Here is a 16342-nt window from a genome sequence, read left to right on the forward strand (position 1 = left end):
ACTACCACCCGGACCTCGGGCGCTACCTGTCACCGGACCCGGTCAAGCTCGCCGGTGGGTTGAACCCGTATCGGTACACCCGGAATCCGACCGGGTGGGTGGATCCGTTGGGGTTGAGCGGGAATTGTCCGGGGGCGAATAGGCCGGGGTGTTTGAAGCCGGATGAGTTGGGTGGGGCTAAAGTTGACGAAGGGGAGCCGGCGCTGCCGAAGATGTCGGCGGAGCAGCGGCGAGCGAGAGTTGATGAGTTGGCAGAAGCGAACGCTAAGCGACGGGTTATTGAATTTGAGGATAAGTACCAGATGCATACTGTTGCGAAGCACAGCTCAGAAATATCTGATCAAGCGCTTAGGCAGAGAGCGATTAACGGTGCAGATCCCCATACAGGTGTTGCCCCGAGAGGGGGGAGAGGTAATCTAAGCTCTCAGTTCAAAAACTGGCGTATGCATTTAAATGCGCTGAATAAAGCGATGACAAGAGAATCTCTGGGGTTAAGCCCTCACACTGGGAAAGATCATAACAATGACCCAATTGTGAGGATGGAGCTTCCAGGTGCAGGCCGTGGTTATAGGCCAAACAGGAATAATGCAAACAGTCCTAAGTTGAATGAGAATTTGAATTGGTTTGAGGTGAAATTCGACAAGAACGATATAACACGGCCCTATACAGGTTTTCCTACGGAGAAAAAATGATGTTGCGTGATCCGTTTGTAGATGAAAAATTCGAGCCGGATTTGATGTGGTTCATTGGAGTATTCAATGTTTACGATCGTGAAGAAACCCTCGGTGTGGAACTTGAGGTATATAACCCGAACAACAAGTCAGATAGGGCAGAGTTGATCAAAAAATACAGCCTGAATTTAGGCTGTTTGTCCTACCGGCATAAGTTTCTGCTTGTGGAGTCTTTGGCAGAAAAACTGGGTGACGAAAGCTATGATTTTCAGACTTTATTCGAAGTTGACGAGAGTGAAGCCGGGAGCTGGCCTCGTGGCGAGTGGTATGAGTTAGATGATCCTCGTGAATTTCTTCAAGATGTCTATTCATTGGCTCAAGAGGTTTGGAGAGATGACCTTCTCAAAGCCAGCCTTGAGGACCGCACCACTTGGTGAAGTTTTTGAGCGGCAGAATTTTTTGTGTCTTACTAATCTGGAGTCGTAAACGGCGAAATTTCCGGGCAAGGTCTTCGGAAGTTTCCTTCAAAACGTAGCGGTTTCCATGAACTGGTGCGTTCTGAACTCCATGGATAGTCTTTGGCTGTCACTGCAAATGCAGTGGCAGGGTGTAGGAACCCTTGGAGGTCAATCGCGCATCAGCAATGTCGTTTGTTTGCGGCACTTAATTTGTGTTCGCAAGATCGTTCGCGGCGGCTGTGCGCGGGACACGTTTCGACGTGGCTGAGTTGATGGCCTCTCAGTTTCCTACTCCCGCGTACGGCTGCCACCCAAGCCTCTAGGAAAGGTCGTTGGCAGCTTAACTTACTAGTCAAAGGCCAAAAAAATGACAAAACTTCACCCCGACCCACCCTACGAAAAACCCATCCCTCACCCCGAGAACCGCTTCATGGCGCTCACCAGTAACTGCAACGACATGCCCACTTTGTTCGTCGATACCCACGCCCCTCTGGATGTATTAACCGACGCCGCCGGCTACCGGATTCGCGCGGTTACTCAAGTGCTGGAGAACCTGTCCATGCGCGGCTCGGTGGAGTGTGATTCGTTCATTCTCAGTGACTTTGCCTTGCTCTGTGCGATTCCGTTGCGCGATGGCTGTGATGTGCTGGATGTGGTTGGGCGGCGGTTGCGAGCACGGCCATCGCAGTACTAGAGGGCTTTTGTGGCGAGGGAGCTTGCTCCCGTTCGGCTGCGAAGCAGTCGTAAGCTGGGCTATGTGGTGTGCCAGGCAAAACCGGGGCTCAGGTTTTGGGGCTGCTTCGCAGCCCAGCGGGAGCAAGCTCCCTCGCCACAGGGGTTGGGTTGTGCCCACTCGGCCGCCAACCCCTGACTTGCCGGCCGGTAAAAGGTAAACTTCCCGGCCTTCGCAGGAGCAGCCATGAATTATCGTCACGCCTTCCATGCCGGCAATCACGCCGATGTGTTCAAACACCTGACCTTGACCCGCCTCATCGCCCTGATGTCGCGCAAGGAGCAGCCGTTTGCCTATCTCGACACCCACGCCGGCATTGGTCTGTACGACCTACAGGGCGACCAGGCCAGCCGTACCGGCGAGTACCTGGAAGGCATTGCGCGTTTGTGGGATCAGCCGGATCTGCCGATCCTGACCGCTGATTACATGCAGGTGCTGCACGAGATGAACCCCGATGGCCAGTTGCGCTATTACCCGGGTTCGCCGGAGTTGGCGCGGCGTCTGACCCGTCCACAGGATCGCGTGTTGCTCAACGAGAAGCACCCGGAAGACGGCGTGCTGCTCAAGGACAACATGGCCGGTGATCGCCGGGTCAAGGTGCATCTGGGTGAGGGCTGGCATGTGTCGCGGGCTCTGTTGCCGGTGCCGGAGAAGCGTGCGGTGATGCTGATTGATCCGCCGTTCGAAAAGCTCGATGAGATGCAACGCTGTGCCGCGTCGCTGAAAGAGGCGATTGGCCGGATGCGCCAGACCGTGGCGGCGATCTGGTACCCGGTGAAGGATCAGCGCGCGCTGCGTCGTTTCTATCAGGACCTGGCTGGCACGGGTGCGCCGAAGTTGTTGCGGGTGGAGTTGCTGGTGCATCCGCTGGATACGCCGAACAGCCTGAACGGTTCCGGGCTGGCGATTGCCAATCCGCCGTGGGGGCTGGAGGAAGAGTTGCGTGAGTTGTTGCCGTGGTTGTCCCAGAAGCTGGGGCAGACCCAGGGTGGGTGGCAGATGGATTGGTTGATTGCCGAGAGTTGATCTGTAGGAGCGAGCTCGCTCGCGAAGTTCGTGAACGTTAACGCGTAAAACCAGATGCCCAGCGGCGCCCTTTGGTTTTTCGCGAGCGAGCTCGCTCCTACAGTAGTTAGATCGGGCAGGTCACGCCAGTCCCGCCAATCCCGCAGTAGCCTTCTGGATTCTTGGCCAGGTACTGCTGGTGATAAGCCTCGGCATAGTAGTAAGTCGGGGCTTCGTCGATTTCGGTGCTGATTTCACCCAGGCCAGCCTTGGACAGTTCAGCCTGGAACGCTGCCTTGCTCTTCAGCGCTGCGTCCAGTTGTTCCGGCTTGGTGGCGTAGATCACCGAGCGGTACTGGGTGCCAATGTCGTTGCCCTGGCGCATGCCCTGAGTCGGGTTGTGCAGTTCCCAGAACATTTTCAACAGCTCTTCGTAGCTGACTTTCTCCGGTTCATACACCACCAAAACCACTTCGGCGTGGCCGGTCAGGCCCGAGCAGACTTCTTCGTAGGTCGGGTTTGGCGTGTAGCCGCCGGCGTAACCCACAGATGTGCTGTACACACCTTCGCGCTGCCAGAAGCGGCGTTCTGCGCCCCAGAAGCAACCCAGGCCGAAGATGGCGAATTCGACATTGCCAGGGAACGGGCCGAGCAGAGGGTTGTGGTTGACGAAGTGTTCGTCCGGAACCTTGATCGGGGTTTCGCGGCCAGGCAGAGCTTGATCTTTAGTAGGAAGCACGTTTTTGTTCACCAGAATTTCCGAGCGCAGAACCATGATCAGTCCTCTCAGTCAGGTTGGGTTGTAAATAAACAGGCTGTCAGTGTGCCCAATGCCGGCCAGATACGCACTACCTTGTGGGAGCGGGCTTGCTCGCGAAGGCGTTGAATCAGTCAGTAACCACGGCTCTGACACACCGCCTTCGCGAGCAAGCCCGCTCCCACAGGTTTTGTGTCATCCACAGATTCTGAGTTTGTCAGGCGATTGGGCCACGCGGGTAGCGTTTGAGCTTTTCGATCAGCTCGTTGCCCGGGATCGGACGGTCGAACAGGTAGCCCTGGCCGACGTCGCAGCGGTGACGGCGCAGGAACGACAACTGCTCGGCAGTTTCGATGCCTTCAGCCACGACCTTGAGTTTCAGGTTGTGGGCCATGGCGATCACTGCGGAGGTGATTTCCATGTCGTCCTGGTTGTCCGGGATTTCGTGGATGAAGCTTCGATCGATCTTGATGATGTCGATGGGGAATTTTTTCAAGTAACTGAGCGACGAGTAACCGGTGCCGAAGTCGTCCATGGCCAGGGTCAGGCCTAGGCGCTTGAGCTGGTCGAGTTGCAAGTGGGTGTCTTCGGTGGCTTCCAGCAGCAGGCCCTCCGTTAACTCAAGTTCCAGCAATTGAGCTGGCAGGGCTTCTTCCTTGAGGATGTTGGCAATGGAGGCCACCAGGTCCGGATCGGAGAATTGCTTGGGCGACAGGTTGATCGCCACTTGCAGGTTGCCCAGGCCGGCGGCGGTCAGCTCTTTGCTCATGCGGCAGGCCTGGCGGGCAATCCATTTGCCGATCGGAATGATCAGCCCGGTTTCTTCGGCGACGCTGATGAACTGGTCCGGGCGGATCATGCCCTTTTCCGGATGGTCCCAGCGCAGCAGTGCTTCCATGCCCAACAGGCGCCCGCTACGCAGGCACAGCTTGGGCTGGTAGAACACGTCGAGTTCGTTCTGGGTCAGGGCGCGACGCAGGTTGTTTTCGACGAACAGCTTGTAGCTGGCCTCGGCGTTCAGCGCCTCAGTGAACACCTGCACCTGATGTTTGCCGTTGGCCTTGGCCTTGTGCAGCGCCAGCCCGGCGTTGCGCATCAGGGTTTGCGGGTCGCGCCCGTGCAGCGGCGCGCAAGCCAGGCCCACGGAGCCGGTGACGCTGATCAACTGGTTGTCGACGAACATCGGCTTGTCGAGGGTCGCCAGCAATTGGTTGGCCACTTGTTGGCCCACCGAGAGGTCGCTGTTGTCCAGTAACACGGCGAATTCGTTACTGGCGAATCGCGCCAGGCTGCCGCTCGGGATCAGGCTGTTGCGCAGGCGCCGGGCCAGGCTGATCAGCAGCTTGTCGCCGGTCTGGTGGCCAAGGCTGTCGTTGATCCGCTTGAAGTTGTCGATGTCCACCAGCAACAGGCTGATCGGCGCGTCGCTGTCCCGGGCGAAGCGTTCATCGAGGTTGCGGATGAACGCCGGGCGGTTGCCGAGATTGGTCAGGTTGTCCGTGTAGGCCAGTCGCTCGATGCGTTGCTGGGCCAGCTTGGTTTGGGTGATGTCTTCGTAAATGCCGATGTAGTGGGTCAGCTCGCGGTTGTCGCCGTAAACCTTGGAGATCGACAACTGGCCCCAGTAGGGTTCGAGGTTTTTCCGGCGGCTCTTGAATTCGCCCTGCCAACTGTTGCTTTTGGCCAGCGCCGAAGGCGCGTCGAACAGCAGTTCGCTGAGGTTCTCCAGGGCCGGCAGTTCCGACAGGCGCTGACCGTGCACTTCTTCGGTGGAATATTGGGTGATCGCGGTAAAGCTCGGGTTGACGTATTCCACCACGCCGTCGCAGTTGACCAGCAAAAAGGCGTTGGCACTTTGTTCGACCGCGCGCTGGAACAGGTGCAGGGCGCTGGTGGCGGCACGCCGGTTGTGGTTGCTGATGACCTGGGCAAACTGGTCCGCGAGTTCTCCGGCGAAGGCGATTTCATCTGACTGCCAGGCACGGGTCGCACCGGTTTGCTCCAGGCACAGCACGCCGACCACCTGGCCATCGACGCGGATGCTGGCATCGAGCATCGCGTTGACGTCGCGCGGGCGCAGGCTTTCAGCCATCTCACGGGTACGTGGGTCGCGCATGGCGTTATGGGCGTCAATGGCTCGGCCAGTGTGCAAGGCGTCGAGGTAATCGGGGAACACACTGACGTCGATCGGCTGCGGCAGCAGGTATTCCTGCTTAGTGCGGTGATAGGCCGAGATCGGCACCAGCATCGAGCCTTCGAGGTGCCACAGGCTGGCGCAGTCGATTTCGTAAATGTCGCAGGCGCTGCGGGTGATCAGTTCGGCGGCTTCGCGCAAGGAGTTGTTGCTGCTGTAGCGTTGACGGGTGAGCAGCAGGATCAGGTCCTGCTGGGCACGCACCCGGTCCAGATGCAGCAGTTGCTCCTGCTGGGCGCGCTGATTGAGTTCCAGGGCGATTTGCAGGCGCGAGTTCTGGGTTTCCAGATCCAGGGCCGGTTGCAGCGGGTCGTCCTCGAACAGGCCGTCAATGACCAACAGGTAGCCGCGTAACAGGTGTCGATTGTGTTGTTTGTAGGCTTCGCCCAGTTCCAGCAAGCTCAGGGAGCCCGAGGCGGTGTGCAGGGTGTAGCGGATCAGGTAGTGCGTGCTTTCAGTCAGCTGTTGCTGGACCGCATCGTGCAGTTGATAGCGCGCTTCCGGTTCCATCAGGCTGGCGTAGGGCGAGCCTACCAACGCACACAGCTCAACGGCTGGCAGGCCGAACTGGCGTTCGCAATTGGGGTCGAGAAACAGCAGTGCCCAGCTGGGTTCATTAAGCCGTTCGAAACGCAGCATGCCGAGCCGCGAGGGCACAGGCAACTGCGTCACTACCTCGGCCACCATACGGCTGGCGGCATCGGGTTGGCTTTTCATGGAGGGAAACTCGCTTCGAATTTGCTGAACGCGCCGGGCTCTCGCCCTCTTTACTGTTGCCTGCGGCAAGGTTGCATCATTGCGACACCGACTGACAAGAGAGATGAAGGCCAAGTGCTATAAGAATATGTCGGCAGCCGAAGGGATTTCTTCAGTCGGAGGCTAAAAGTAATGCTATTCGCCGAAAAGATCGCAGTTCTGCAAGTATTGCCAGCGGCTGCGACCTGTCTCCGGGTCAGCGCAAACGGATGCCGATGGACTGCAACAGCTGGCCCTCCCGATCGTGATAATTCACCTGAATCTGCCCGGCTTCGACGACCAGGTGGGCAAAGTTATCCTGGCTGATCACCTTGCTGGTCAGCTCATGACGATAGTCGCCGGCAGCGGTTCGGGCCAGGGGTTGATCGAGGATAAACGTGGATGATCTGGCATAAGGCAGCAGTTTGCTGTTGCACAGCGGTGACGACACGATGGTGTGAACCTCGAAGTCCGGATCCTCGCTATGGCCCAGGCGGCTGGTCAGGGAGCCGTGGACGTCGCCGGACACGAAAATGACATTCTTCAACCGGTGTGTACGAATAATTTCCAGCAGGCGCAGGCGTTGCTCCGCAAAGGCTTTCCAGGCGTCATTGTCGTTGCTTTTTCGGTCGGGGTAGAACATCACGCTGGTGACCACGAACTTGACCCGGGCCGGGCTGTTGATCAGCCATTCGCACAAGGCCTGTTCCTGCGTTTCATCCAGGATGCGTCGATTGTCGGCGGACAAATTGCGGCGGGTCCGGCTATCGGTGACAAACCATTCGATATCGCCTTCGGTAAATTGATACCAATACTTATCCAGGCGATTGTTTATTTGCCCACTGGCAGAAAGTTCGTGAGCCGGGCCGTGACTGGCCTGATATATCTCGTAGGCATTTATTGCGTTCGCATATAAGGAATCGTCGGATTTGTTCCTGTTGGCTGGCCAGTTGTCCTCTATCTCGTGATCATCAAGGATCATGTAAGTTGGCAGTCCGGACATTAACTCGGCGATATTGGGTTGGGAAAAGGCTACGCGATACTTGTGCAGGATTTCATTGCGTTCGCGATCCGGTGCGAAGACATTCAAGTCATCGACGTAAACCTGGTCACCTGTCATCAACAGGGCGCTGACGGGCGGGTTGGATTGCGCCACCCGATGCGAAATCGAAGCGAAGATTCTGTCGCCCCAGTGAGGGGTGGACGCCATGCCGGCGGTCATGCGCAGGTATCGACAAGAGCCGACAATATAGGCTCGTGGCAGGCCGGCCTGGCTGGACGGGGTGTGCAGGCGGTAAATCTGTCGCGGCCATTGCAGCGGCAGTTCCTGTACGGTCTCGACGGTGTGCGCCGGGCTCATCGGGCTGAACCAGCCCGCTTGATATTCATAGTCGGTATCGGCGACCAGGCCGATTAGCGCAATGACAGCGGACATGTCATGTGCAGGCTCGAGTTTGACAAAAACGCCTTCGGACCAGTGTTTGTCATTGCGTCGTCGATAACGAATGCCGGCAAACGCCAACGCATTCTTTTGTAATTCGCCGCGCAAGAAAATACGCGCATGGTTAGTTGTGGTGTGGCCAATAATCGGGCCGACAGTTGGTTTTAACATGTTCGAGTCCATTCGGCGGTTATCGAATAAATGAGTGGGTTGTATCGGTTGTAATAAATAACCGTATAACCAAGCTTAATTATTGGGCCCGAAAAAAAGACAGGTTGAAATGGATACGAGTTGTGGGCGATATCAGCCACAAATGTAGGAAGGCTTCTTTCGAAGGTAAAAACTTCAGGCAAAAAAAGCCCCGCCAAATTGGCGGGGTTGAGGTACGAGCGTGGCGCTCGGAAACGTGGAACGCGGCAGGCCCTCCGGTGAAGGAGGGCCCGTCGGTGTTACAGGAGCATGGTGCGGATGTCGCCCAGCAGGTCGCTCAGACGCTTGGTGAAGCGTGCAGCAGCGGCGCCGTTGATCACGCGGTGATCGTAGGACAGCGACAGTGGCAGCATCAGTTTCGGCTGGAAGGCTTTGCCGTCCCAGACTGGCTGGATGGTTGCCTTGGAAACACCGAGGATCGCCACTTCCGGCGCGTTGACGATCGGCGTGAAGCCGGTGCCGCCAATGTGGCCGAGGCTGGAAATGGTGAAGCAGGCGCCCTGCATCTCGTCTGACGAGAGCTTCTTGGTCCGGGCTTTTTCAGCCAGGGAAGCCGCTTCGGCAGCCAGTTGCAGCAGGCTCTTCTGGTCGACGTTCTTGATGACCGGTACCAGCAGGCCTTCCGGGGTGTCGACGGCGAAGCCGATGTTCACGTATTTCTTGCGGATGATCGCTTTGCCGCTTGGCGCCAGCGAGCTGTTGAAGTCCGGCAGTTCCTTGAGCAGGTGCGCGCAGGACTTGAGCAGCAACGGCAGGACGGTCAGCTTGACGCCGGCCTTCTCTGCAACGGCTTTCTGGGCAACGCGGAACGCTTCGAGTTCGGTGATATCCGCCGAGTCGAATTGCGTCACGTGTGGCACGTTCAGCCAGCTGCGGTGCAGGTTGGCGGCGCCGACCTGCATCAGGCGGGTCATCGGCACTTCTTCGATTTCACCGAAGCGGCTGAAGTCCACGACCGGAATCGGCGGAATGCCCGCGCCACCGGTTGCGCCAGCAGCAGCGGCCGGTGCTTCCTTGGCCTTCTGCATCATGGCTTTGACGTAAACCTGCACGTCTTCTTTCAGGATGCGACCGTGCGGACCGCTGGCACCCACGGCGCTGAGTTCGACGCCGAATTCGCGGGCCAGTTGACGCACGGCAGGGCCGGCGTGAACCTTGGCGCCAGGCTTGGCTGGCGCGGTGGCCGGGGCAGCAGGTGCGGCGGCAGCAGGGGCAGCAGCAGCTGGAGCCGAAGCAGGAGCGCTCGGAGCGGCAGCGGCAGGTGCCGGAGCAGCGGCCGGGGCAGCGCCTTTGACTTTCAGCTTGAGGATCAGGTCGCCGGTACCGACTTCGTCATCGAGCTTGATGGAAACGCTTTCCACCACGCCAGCGGCTGGCGATGGAATTTCCATGCTGGCCTTGTCGGATTCCAGGGTGATCAGCGACTGGTCGGCCACAACGGTGTCGCCGGCCTTGACCAGGACTTCGATGATCTTGGCCTTGCCCGCCGAACCGATGTCCGGAACGTGGATATCCTGAACGCTGTCGGCCACTGGAGCAGCCGGGGCTGCCGCAGGTGCAGGTGCAGCAGCAGGTGCCGGAGCGGCTGCCTGGGCCGGAGCAGCAGCCGGTGCCGCAGCACCCGCCACTTCCAGATCCAGGATCAGGTCGCCGGTGCCGACTTCGTCGTTGAGCTTGACGCTGATGGCCTTGACCACGCCAGCGGCTGGCGAAGGGATTTCCATGCTCGCCTTGTCGGATTCCAGGGTGATCAGCGATTGATCAGCCGCGACGGTGTCGCCGACCTTGACCTGGATCTCGATGATCTGGGCCTTGCCCGACGAACCGATGTCCGGCACGTGCACTTTCTGAACGCTGGCGGCAGCCGGCGCAGCAGCAGGAGCGGCGGCAGGAGCAGCAGCCGGTTTGGCTTCAGCCTTGGCGGCTGGCGCAGCGGCAGCCGCAGGGGCTGGCGCAGCAGCACCTTCGACTTCCAGCTCCAGCAGTTCGTCGCCTTCTTTCAGGCGATCGCCCAGCTTCACTTTCAGGCTCTTGATGATACCGGCCTTCGGCGCAGGCACTTCCATGCTCGCCTTGTCCGATTCCAGCGTCAGGATGCTCTGGTCGGCTTCGATACGGTCGCCGACCTTCACAAACAGTTCAATTACTTCACCTTCACCGCTGCCGATGTCAGGTACGCGAATGAGTTCGCTCACAGAATCTCTCCTCAGCAGTCCAGTGGGTTGCGTTTTTCCGGGTTGATACCGAACTTGGCGATGGCTTCGGCCACCACTTTAGGTTCGATGTCACCACGGTCAGCCAGTGCTTCCAGGGCTGCCAACACCACGAAATGACGGTCGACTTCGAAGAAATGACGCAGTTTCTTGCGGCTGTCGCTGCGGCCGAAACCGTCGGTGCCCAGGACTTTGAACTCCTTGGACGGTACCCACTGACGGATCTGCTCGGCGAACAGTTTCATGTAGTCGGTCGAGGCGATGACCGGACCTTTACGGCCGTTCAGGCACTCTTCGACGTAGCTCAGCTTGGGCTTCTGGCCCGGGTGCAGACGGTTGGTGCGCTCAACGGCCAGGCCGTCGCGACGCAGTTCGTTGAAGCTGGTAACGCTCCACACGTCGGCGCCGACGTTGAACTCTTCACGCAGGATCTTCGCCGCTTCACGGACTTCACGCAGGATGGTGCCGGAGCCCATCAGCTGAACGTGGTGCGCCGCTTCGCGGGTGTCTTCTTCGAGCAGGTACATGCCTTTCTTGATGCCTTCTTCGGCACCGGCCGGCATGGCTGGCTGCTGGTAGGACTCGTTCATTACGGTGATGTAGTAGAAGACGTCCTGTTGCTCTTCGGTCATCTTCTTCATGCCGTCCTGAATGATCACCGCCAGCTCGTAGCCGTAGGTTGGATCGTAGGTGCGGCAGTTCGGGATGGTCGCGGCCAGCAGGTGGCTGTGACCGTCTTCGTGTTGCAGGCCTTCACCGTTCAGGGTGGTACGGCCGGCGGTGCCGCCGATCAGGAAGCCACGGGTGCGGCTGTCGCCAGCAGCCCAGGCCAGGTCGCCGATACGCTGGAAGCCGAACATCGAGTAGAAGATGTAGAACGGCAGCATCGGCTGGTTGTGGCTGGAGTACGAAGTACCGGCAGCGATGAAGGAGCTCATGGCGCCTGCTTCGTTGATGCCTTCTTCGAGGATCTGGCCTTTCTGGTCTTCCTTGTAGAACATCACCTGGTCTTTATCGACTGGCTCGTAGAGCTGGCCGACGGAGGAGTAGATGCCCAACTGACGGAACATGCCTTCCATACCGAAGGTACGGGCTTCGTCCGGGATGATCGGCACGATGCGCGGGCCGATTTCCTTGTCCTTGACCAGTTGCGCGAGGATCCGCACGAAAGCCATGGTGGTGGAGATTTCGCGGTCGCCCGAACCGTCCAGGATCGCCTTGAGGGTATCGAGTGGCGGAGTCGGGATGTTGAAGCTCTTGGCGCGACGCTGTGGCACGAAACCGCCCAGCGCGGTACGGCGCTCGCTCAGGTAACGGGCTTCGGCGCTGCCTTCTTCCGGTTTGAAGAATGGCAGGTTTTCCAGCTCGTCGTCCTTGACCGGGATGTCGAAACGATCGCGGAACAACTTCAGGCTGTCGACGTCGACTTTCTTGGTGTTGTGCGCAGTGTTTTTCGCTTCGCCGGCACCGGTGCCATAACCCTTGATGGTCTTGGCCAGGATGACGGTCGGTTGTTCTTTGTGGTTGACCGCTTCGTGGTACGCCGCGTAGACCTTGTACGGGTCGTGGCCGCCACGGTTGAGTTTCCAGATCTCGTCGTCGGACAGGTCTTCAACCATCGCCTTGAGTTCCGGCGTATTGAAGAAGTGTTCACGCACGAACGCGCCGTCTTTGGCCTTGTAGTTCTGGTACTCGCCGTCGATGACTTCGTCCATGCGGCGTTGCAGGATGCCGTCGACATCCTTGGCCAGCAGTGGGTCCCAGAAACGGCCCCAGATGACTTTGGTCACGTTCCACTGAGCACCGCGGAACACGCCTTCGAGTTCCTGGATGATCTTGCCGTTGCCGCGAACCGGGCCGTCGAGGCGCTGCAGGTTGCAGTTGATGACGAAGATCAGGTTGTCCAGCTTCTCGCGGCCGGCCAGGGAGATCGCGCCCAGGGATTCCGGCTCGTCGCACTCGCCGTCGCCCAGGAAGCACCAGACTTTCTGTTTGCCTGGCTGGATGAAACCGCGGTGTTCCAGGTATTTCATGAAGCGAGCCTGGTAGATCGCCTGGATCGGACCCAGACCCATGGATACGGTCGGGAACTGCCAGAAGTCAGGCATCAGCCAAGGGTGCGGGTAGGACGACAGGCCCTGACCGTCGACTTCCTGGCGGAAGTTGTTCATCTGGTCTTCGGTGATGCGGCCTTCCATGAATGCACGGGCGTAAACGCCTGGCGAGGTGTGGCCCTGGAAGTAGATCAGGTCGCCGCCGTGTTCGTTGCTCGGGGCCTGGAAGAAGTAGTTGAAGCCGATGTCATACAGGGTCGCACTGGAAGCGAAGCTGGAGATGTGACCGCCGAGGTCAGAATCTTTCAGATTGGTACGCATTACCATGGCCATCGCGTTCCAACGTACCAGCGAGCGAATGCGGCGTTCCATGAACAGGTCGCCAGGCATGCGTGCTTCGTGGGTAACGGGGATCGTGTTGCGGTAAGGCGTGGTGATGGCGTAAGGCAACTGCGAACCGCTGCGGGTCGCGAGTTCACCCATACGGGTCATCAGATAGTGAGCACGGTCTTCGCCTTCTTTGTCGAGAACCGATTCCAGGGCGTCCAGCCATTCCTGGGTTTCGACGGGATCGAGGTCTTGCATGGCTTGCTCCAGGGCGGAAAGGCTACCAGAATCGGTTGCCTGAGTTAGCGACTGGCCTTGTGGGCAGACGTTATGAATTCTTGGATTGCCGACAGGTTGTTCCGGCGGCGTGTAGTTTTACTACAAATCTTCCGGCATTTCAGCCCGTCTAATGTATATACGAGTAGTAAAACTACAGATGAGCGGCTTGTGCCCCCCGGCTGCGTTGTGAGAATAATCGTTAAGGTTGGTCTTTTTCCAACTACTAAAGGTAAAAGCTTGATGCTGGCTGCCAAAATAAAAGAAATTTCAGCTATTTCTAACTTTTGTTCGACAGTCCCTCAGGTAGTGGGTTTTCGAAATCCACTACATGCAGCCCGTTGTACGCCGATCAAGGATAGACCATGAGCCTCCCTTCGCTTGCCGAACTGCCCGCCATTCTCCTGCCGTTTGTCACCCGCGCCGAGCAGTCGTTCCGGGCTGCCGTCGCCGCCCTGGACGACGACCACGGGTTATCTGCCTGGACGCCTGAACGCTGGGCGCAATTTGCCCGCGTCACCGCCGCCAGCGATTTCGTGATTGAACAGTGTGTTCGTGACCCTTTGATGTTGCTGGAGCTGGTGCAGTCCGGAGAACTGGACCGCAGCTTCGCTCCCGGTGAGTTGTGCGCGCAGATCGCGACTGCCGTGAATGCAGCCGAGACCGACGATCAACTTGGCCGTGCCTTGCGTCGCCAGCGTGCACGCCATCAGGTGCGGATCATCTGGCGCGACCTGACCCGCCAGGCCGATTTGATCCAGACCTGCCGCGACCTCTCGGACATGGCCGATGCCAGTATCGATCAGGCCTATCAATGGTTGTACGTGCGCCATTGCCAGCAGTTCGGCGTGCCGACCGGGCGCCGCAGTGGCGAGCCACAGCAGATGGTCATCCTCGGCATGGGCAAGCTCGGTGCGGTGGAGCTGAACCTGTCGTCGGACATCGACCTGATTTTCGCCTACCCCGAGGGCGGCGAAACTGTCGGCGTCAAACGCCCGTTGGATAACCAGGAATTCTTCATTCGTCTCGGCCAGCGGCTGATCAAGGCCCTGGACCCGATGACCGTCGACGGCTTTGTGTTCCGCGTCGACATGCGCTTGCGTCCCTACGGTTCGGCGGGCGCGCTGGTGCTGAGCTTCAATGCGCTGGAGCAGTATTACCAGGATCAGGGTCGCGACTGGGAACGCTACGCGATGATCAAGTCGCGGGTGGTGGCCGGCGACCAGGTGGCCGGTGCGCAACTGCAGGACATGCTACGACCATTCGTTTACCGGCGTTACCTGGACTTCTCGGCCATCGAAGCGCTGCGCACCATGAAGCAGTTGATCCAGCAGGAAGTGCGGCGCAAGGGCATGGCCGACAATATCAAGCTCGGTTCCGGCGGTATTCGAGAAGTCGAGTTCATTGCCCAGGCGTTCCAGCTGATCCACGGCGGCCGCGATTTGAGCTTGCAGCAGCGTCCTCTATTAAAGGTGCTGAGCACGCTGGAAGGTCAGGGTTACCTGCCGCCGGCGGTGATCAGCGAGCTGCGTGAAGGCTACGAATTCCTGCGTTACACCGAACACGCGATTCAGGCGATTGCCGACCGCCAGACGCAAATGTTGCCCAATGGCGAACAGGATCAGGCGCGTATTGCCTTTATGCTGGGGTTCGCCAACTGGACCGCCTTCCACGAACAATTGATGTATTGGCGCGGCCGCGTGGCCTGGCACTTCGGGCAGGTGATCGCCGATCCCGACGAAGAGCAGGGCGCCGAAAGCGAAGTGGTGGTCGGCGGCGAGTGGTTGCCGCTGTGGGAAGAGGCTCAGGACGATGAGGCCGCTTGTCGCCAATTGGAAGAGGGTGGTTTCAAGGATGCCCCCAAAGCCCTGAAAGCCCTGGCCAGCCTGCGCAGCAGTCCGCAATTGCGGGCGATGCAACGACTGGGGCGTGAACGCCTCGATGCCTTTATTCCGCGTTTGCTGGCACAGGCCGTGGAACATGACAATCCGGACCTGGTGCTGGAACGGGTGTTGCCGCTGGTTGAGGCCGTGGCCCGTCGTTCCGCGTACCTGGTGCTGCTGACCGAGAACCCCGGTGCATTGCGGCGTTTGTTGACGCTGTGCGCGGCGAGCCCGTGGATCGCCGAGCAAATCACCCGTTTCCCGCTGCTGCTCGACGAATTGCTCAATGAAGGCCGCTTGTTCAAGCCACCACTTGCGCCGGAGTTGGCCGCTGAACTGCGCGAGCGCCTGACGCGGATTCCCGAGGATGACCTCGAACAGCAAATGGAAGCCCTGCGCCACTTCAAGCTGGCGCACCGCCTGCGGGTGGCCGCATCGGAAATCGCCGGCAGCCTGCCGCTGATGAAAGTCAGCGACTACCTGACCTGGCTCGCCGAAGCGATCCTGGAGCAAGTGCTGGCATTGGCCTGGCGCCAGACCGTGGCCAAGTACGGCACGCCGCTGCGCACGGATGGCACCTTGTGCGATCCCGGCTTCATTATTGTCGGTTATGGGAAAGTCGGTGGCCTGGAACTCGGGCATGGTTCGGACCTGGACCTGGTGTTCATCCACGACGGCGATCCGCAGGCTGAAACCGATGGACCGAAACCCATCGATGGCGCGCAGTTTTTCACCCGGCTGGGGCAACGGATCATTCACTTGCTGACGGCGCAGACCAACTCCGGTCAGTTGTACGAAGTGGACATGCGTCTGCGCCCGTCCGGTGCGTCGGGGTTGCTGGTGAGTTCCCTGGGGGCGTTTGCCCGTTATCAGGAGAACGAAGCCTGGACCTGGGAACATCAGGCGTTGGTGCGGGCGCGAGTGCTGGTGGGCAGTCAGGATGTCGGCCAGGCATTCGAGAAAGTCCGCGCCACGATATTGGGCAAGACGCGTGATTTGCCAACCTTGCGCCAGGAAGTCAGCGAGATGCGCGCGAAGATGCGCGATAACCTCGGCAGCAAGAGCACCGCGGCCGGCACCGGGGCAAATGCCTTCGAAGCCACGGCGCCGTTCGATATCAAGCAGGACGCCGGAGGTATCGTCGATATTGAATTTATGGTGCAATACGCGGCCCTGGCGTGGTCCGAAACACACCCGCCATTGCTGCGCTGGACGGATAACATCCGCATTCTGGAAGAGCTGGAGCATGAAGGGCTGATGCCCGTCGAAGATGCCAGCCTGTTGCGTGAAGCGTATAAAGCGTACCGTTCCGCCGCCCACCGGCAGGCCTTGCAGAAGGACCCCGGGGTGATTCCGGGCGACCAGTTCGCGGACGAACGGCGGCA

The 16342-nt window shown here is 59.1% G+C and carries 10 protein-coding genes; 5 read left to right on the top strand and 5 right to left on the bottom strand.

What is annotated here, in order from left to right; genetic code table 11:
• The 4 genes from PMI28_RS25500 to PMI28_RS25485 all read left to right on the top strand — a co-directional run.
• Window positions 1-692, top strand: a 692-nt coding sequence (locus tag PMI28_RS25500; RefSeq protein WP_007982372.1) for an RHS repeat-associated core domain-containing protein, incomplete at its 5' end; no start/stop codon positions are given.
• Window positions 689-1108 carry a hypothetical protein gene (locus tag PMI28_RS25495; RefSeq protein ID WP_007982375.1) on the top strand — a complete coding sequence of 140 codons (420 nt, stop codon included), beginning with the start codon at window positions 689-691 and terminating at the stop codon, window positions 1106-1108. The genes PMI28_RS25500 and PMI28_RS25495, both read left to right, overlap by 4 nt.
• A gap of 388 nt (window positions 1109-1496) precedes the next feature.
• Window positions 1497-1823 (top strand): hypothetical protein, encoded by a 327-nt coding sequence (locus PMI28_RS25490; RefSeq protein ID WP_007982377.1) that lies wholly within the window; start codon window positions 1497-1499, stop codon window positions 1821-1823.
• 225 nt (window positions 1824-2048) lie between these two features.
• Entirely contained in the window at window positions 2049-2888 is an 840-nt protein-coding gene (locus PMI28_RS25485) for a 23S rRNA (adenine(2030)-N(6))-methyltransferase RlmJ (RefSeq protein ID WP_007982379.1), read from the top strand.
• A gap of 106 nt (window positions 2889-2994) precedes the next feature.
• On the opposite strand, the gene msrA is transcribed toward PMI28_RS25485, so the two are convergent.
• From msrA to aceE, 5 genes are all read right to left on the bottom strand, one after another.
• Window positions 2995-3642, bottom strand: a complete 648-nt coding sequence (gene msrA / locus PMI28_RS25480) for a peptide-methionine (S)-S-oxide reductase MsrA (protein ID WP_007982381.1) — start codon at window positions 3640-3642, stop codon at window positions 2995-2997.
• Window positions 3643-3841: 199 nt separating this feature from the next.
• Entirely contained in the window at window positions 3842-6535 is a 2694-nt protein-coding gene (locus PMI28_RS25475; RefSeq protein WP_007982383.1) for a sensor domain-containing phosphodiesterase, read from the bottom strand.
• Window positions 6536-6770: 235 nt separating this feature from the next.
• Complete coding sequence (locus PMI28_RS25470) at window positions 6771-8165, bottom strand: alkaline phosphatase D family protein (RefSeq protein WP_007982386.1); 1395 nt, start codon at window positions 8163-8165, stop codon at window positions 6771-6773.
• A 278-nt stretch (window positions 8166-8443) separates the two neighbouring features.
• Window positions 8444-10399 (bottom strand): dihydrolipoyllysine-residue acetyltransferase, encoded by a 1956-nt coding sequence (gene aceF, locus PMI28_RS25465; RefSeq protein WP_007982387.1) that lies wholly within the window; start codon window positions 10397-10399, stop codon window positions 8444-8446.
• A gap of 11 nt (window positions 10400-10410) precedes the next feature.
• Window positions 10411-13056, bottom strand: a complete 2646-nt coding sequence (gene aceE, locus PMI28_RS25460; RefSeq protein WP_007982389.1) for a pyruvate dehydrogenase (acetyl-transferring), homodimeric type — start codon at window positions 13054-13056, stop codon at window positions 10411-10413.
• A 383-nt stretch (window positions 13057-13439) separates the two neighbouring features.
• Between aceE and glnE the strand changes: the two genes are divergently transcribed.
• On the top strand, window positions 13440-16342 hold a 2903-nt coding region (glnE, locus tag PMI28_RS25455), incomplete at its 3' end, for a bifunctional [glutamate--ammonia ligase]-adenylyl-L-tyrosine phosphorylase/[glutamate--ammonia-ligase] adenylyltransferase (protein WP_007982391.1).

This window comes from Pseudomonas sp. GM48 (genome assembly GCF_000282335.1).
Classification (GTDB): Bacteria; Pseudomonadota; Gammaproteobacteria; order Pseudomonadales; family Pseudomonadaceae; genus Aquipseudomonas.

Bases quoted from the DNA above. Each gene is read 5' to 3' on its own strand.
- PMI28_RS25495 (WP_007982375.1), top strand. From the start codon at position 689: ATGATGTTGCGTGATCCGTTTGTAGATGAAAAATTCGAGCCGGATTTG.
- PMI28_RS25490 (WP_007982377.1), top strand. From the start codon at position 1,497: ATGACAAAACTTCACCCCGACCCACCCTACGAAAAACCCATCCCTCAC.
- PMI28_RS25485 (WP_007982379.1), top strand. From the start codon at position 2,049: ATGAATTATCGTCACGCCTTCCATGCCGGCAATCACGCCGATGTGTTC.
- msrA (WP_007982381.1), bottom strand. From the start codon at position 3,642: ATGGTTCTGCGCTCGGAAATTCTGGTGAACAAAAACGTGCTTCCTACT.
- PMI28_RS25475 (WP_007982383.1), bottom strand. From the start codon at position 6,535: ATGAAAAGCCAACCCGATGCCGCCAGCCGTATGGTGGCCGAGGTAGTG.
- PMI28_RS25470 (WP_007982386.1), bottom strand. From the start codon at position 8,165: ATGTTAAAACCAACTGTCGGCCCGATTATTGGCCACACCACAACTAAC.
- aceE (WP_007982389.1), bottom strand. From the start codon at position 13,056: ATGCAAGACCTCGATCCCGTCGAAACCCAGGAATGGCTGGACGCCCTG.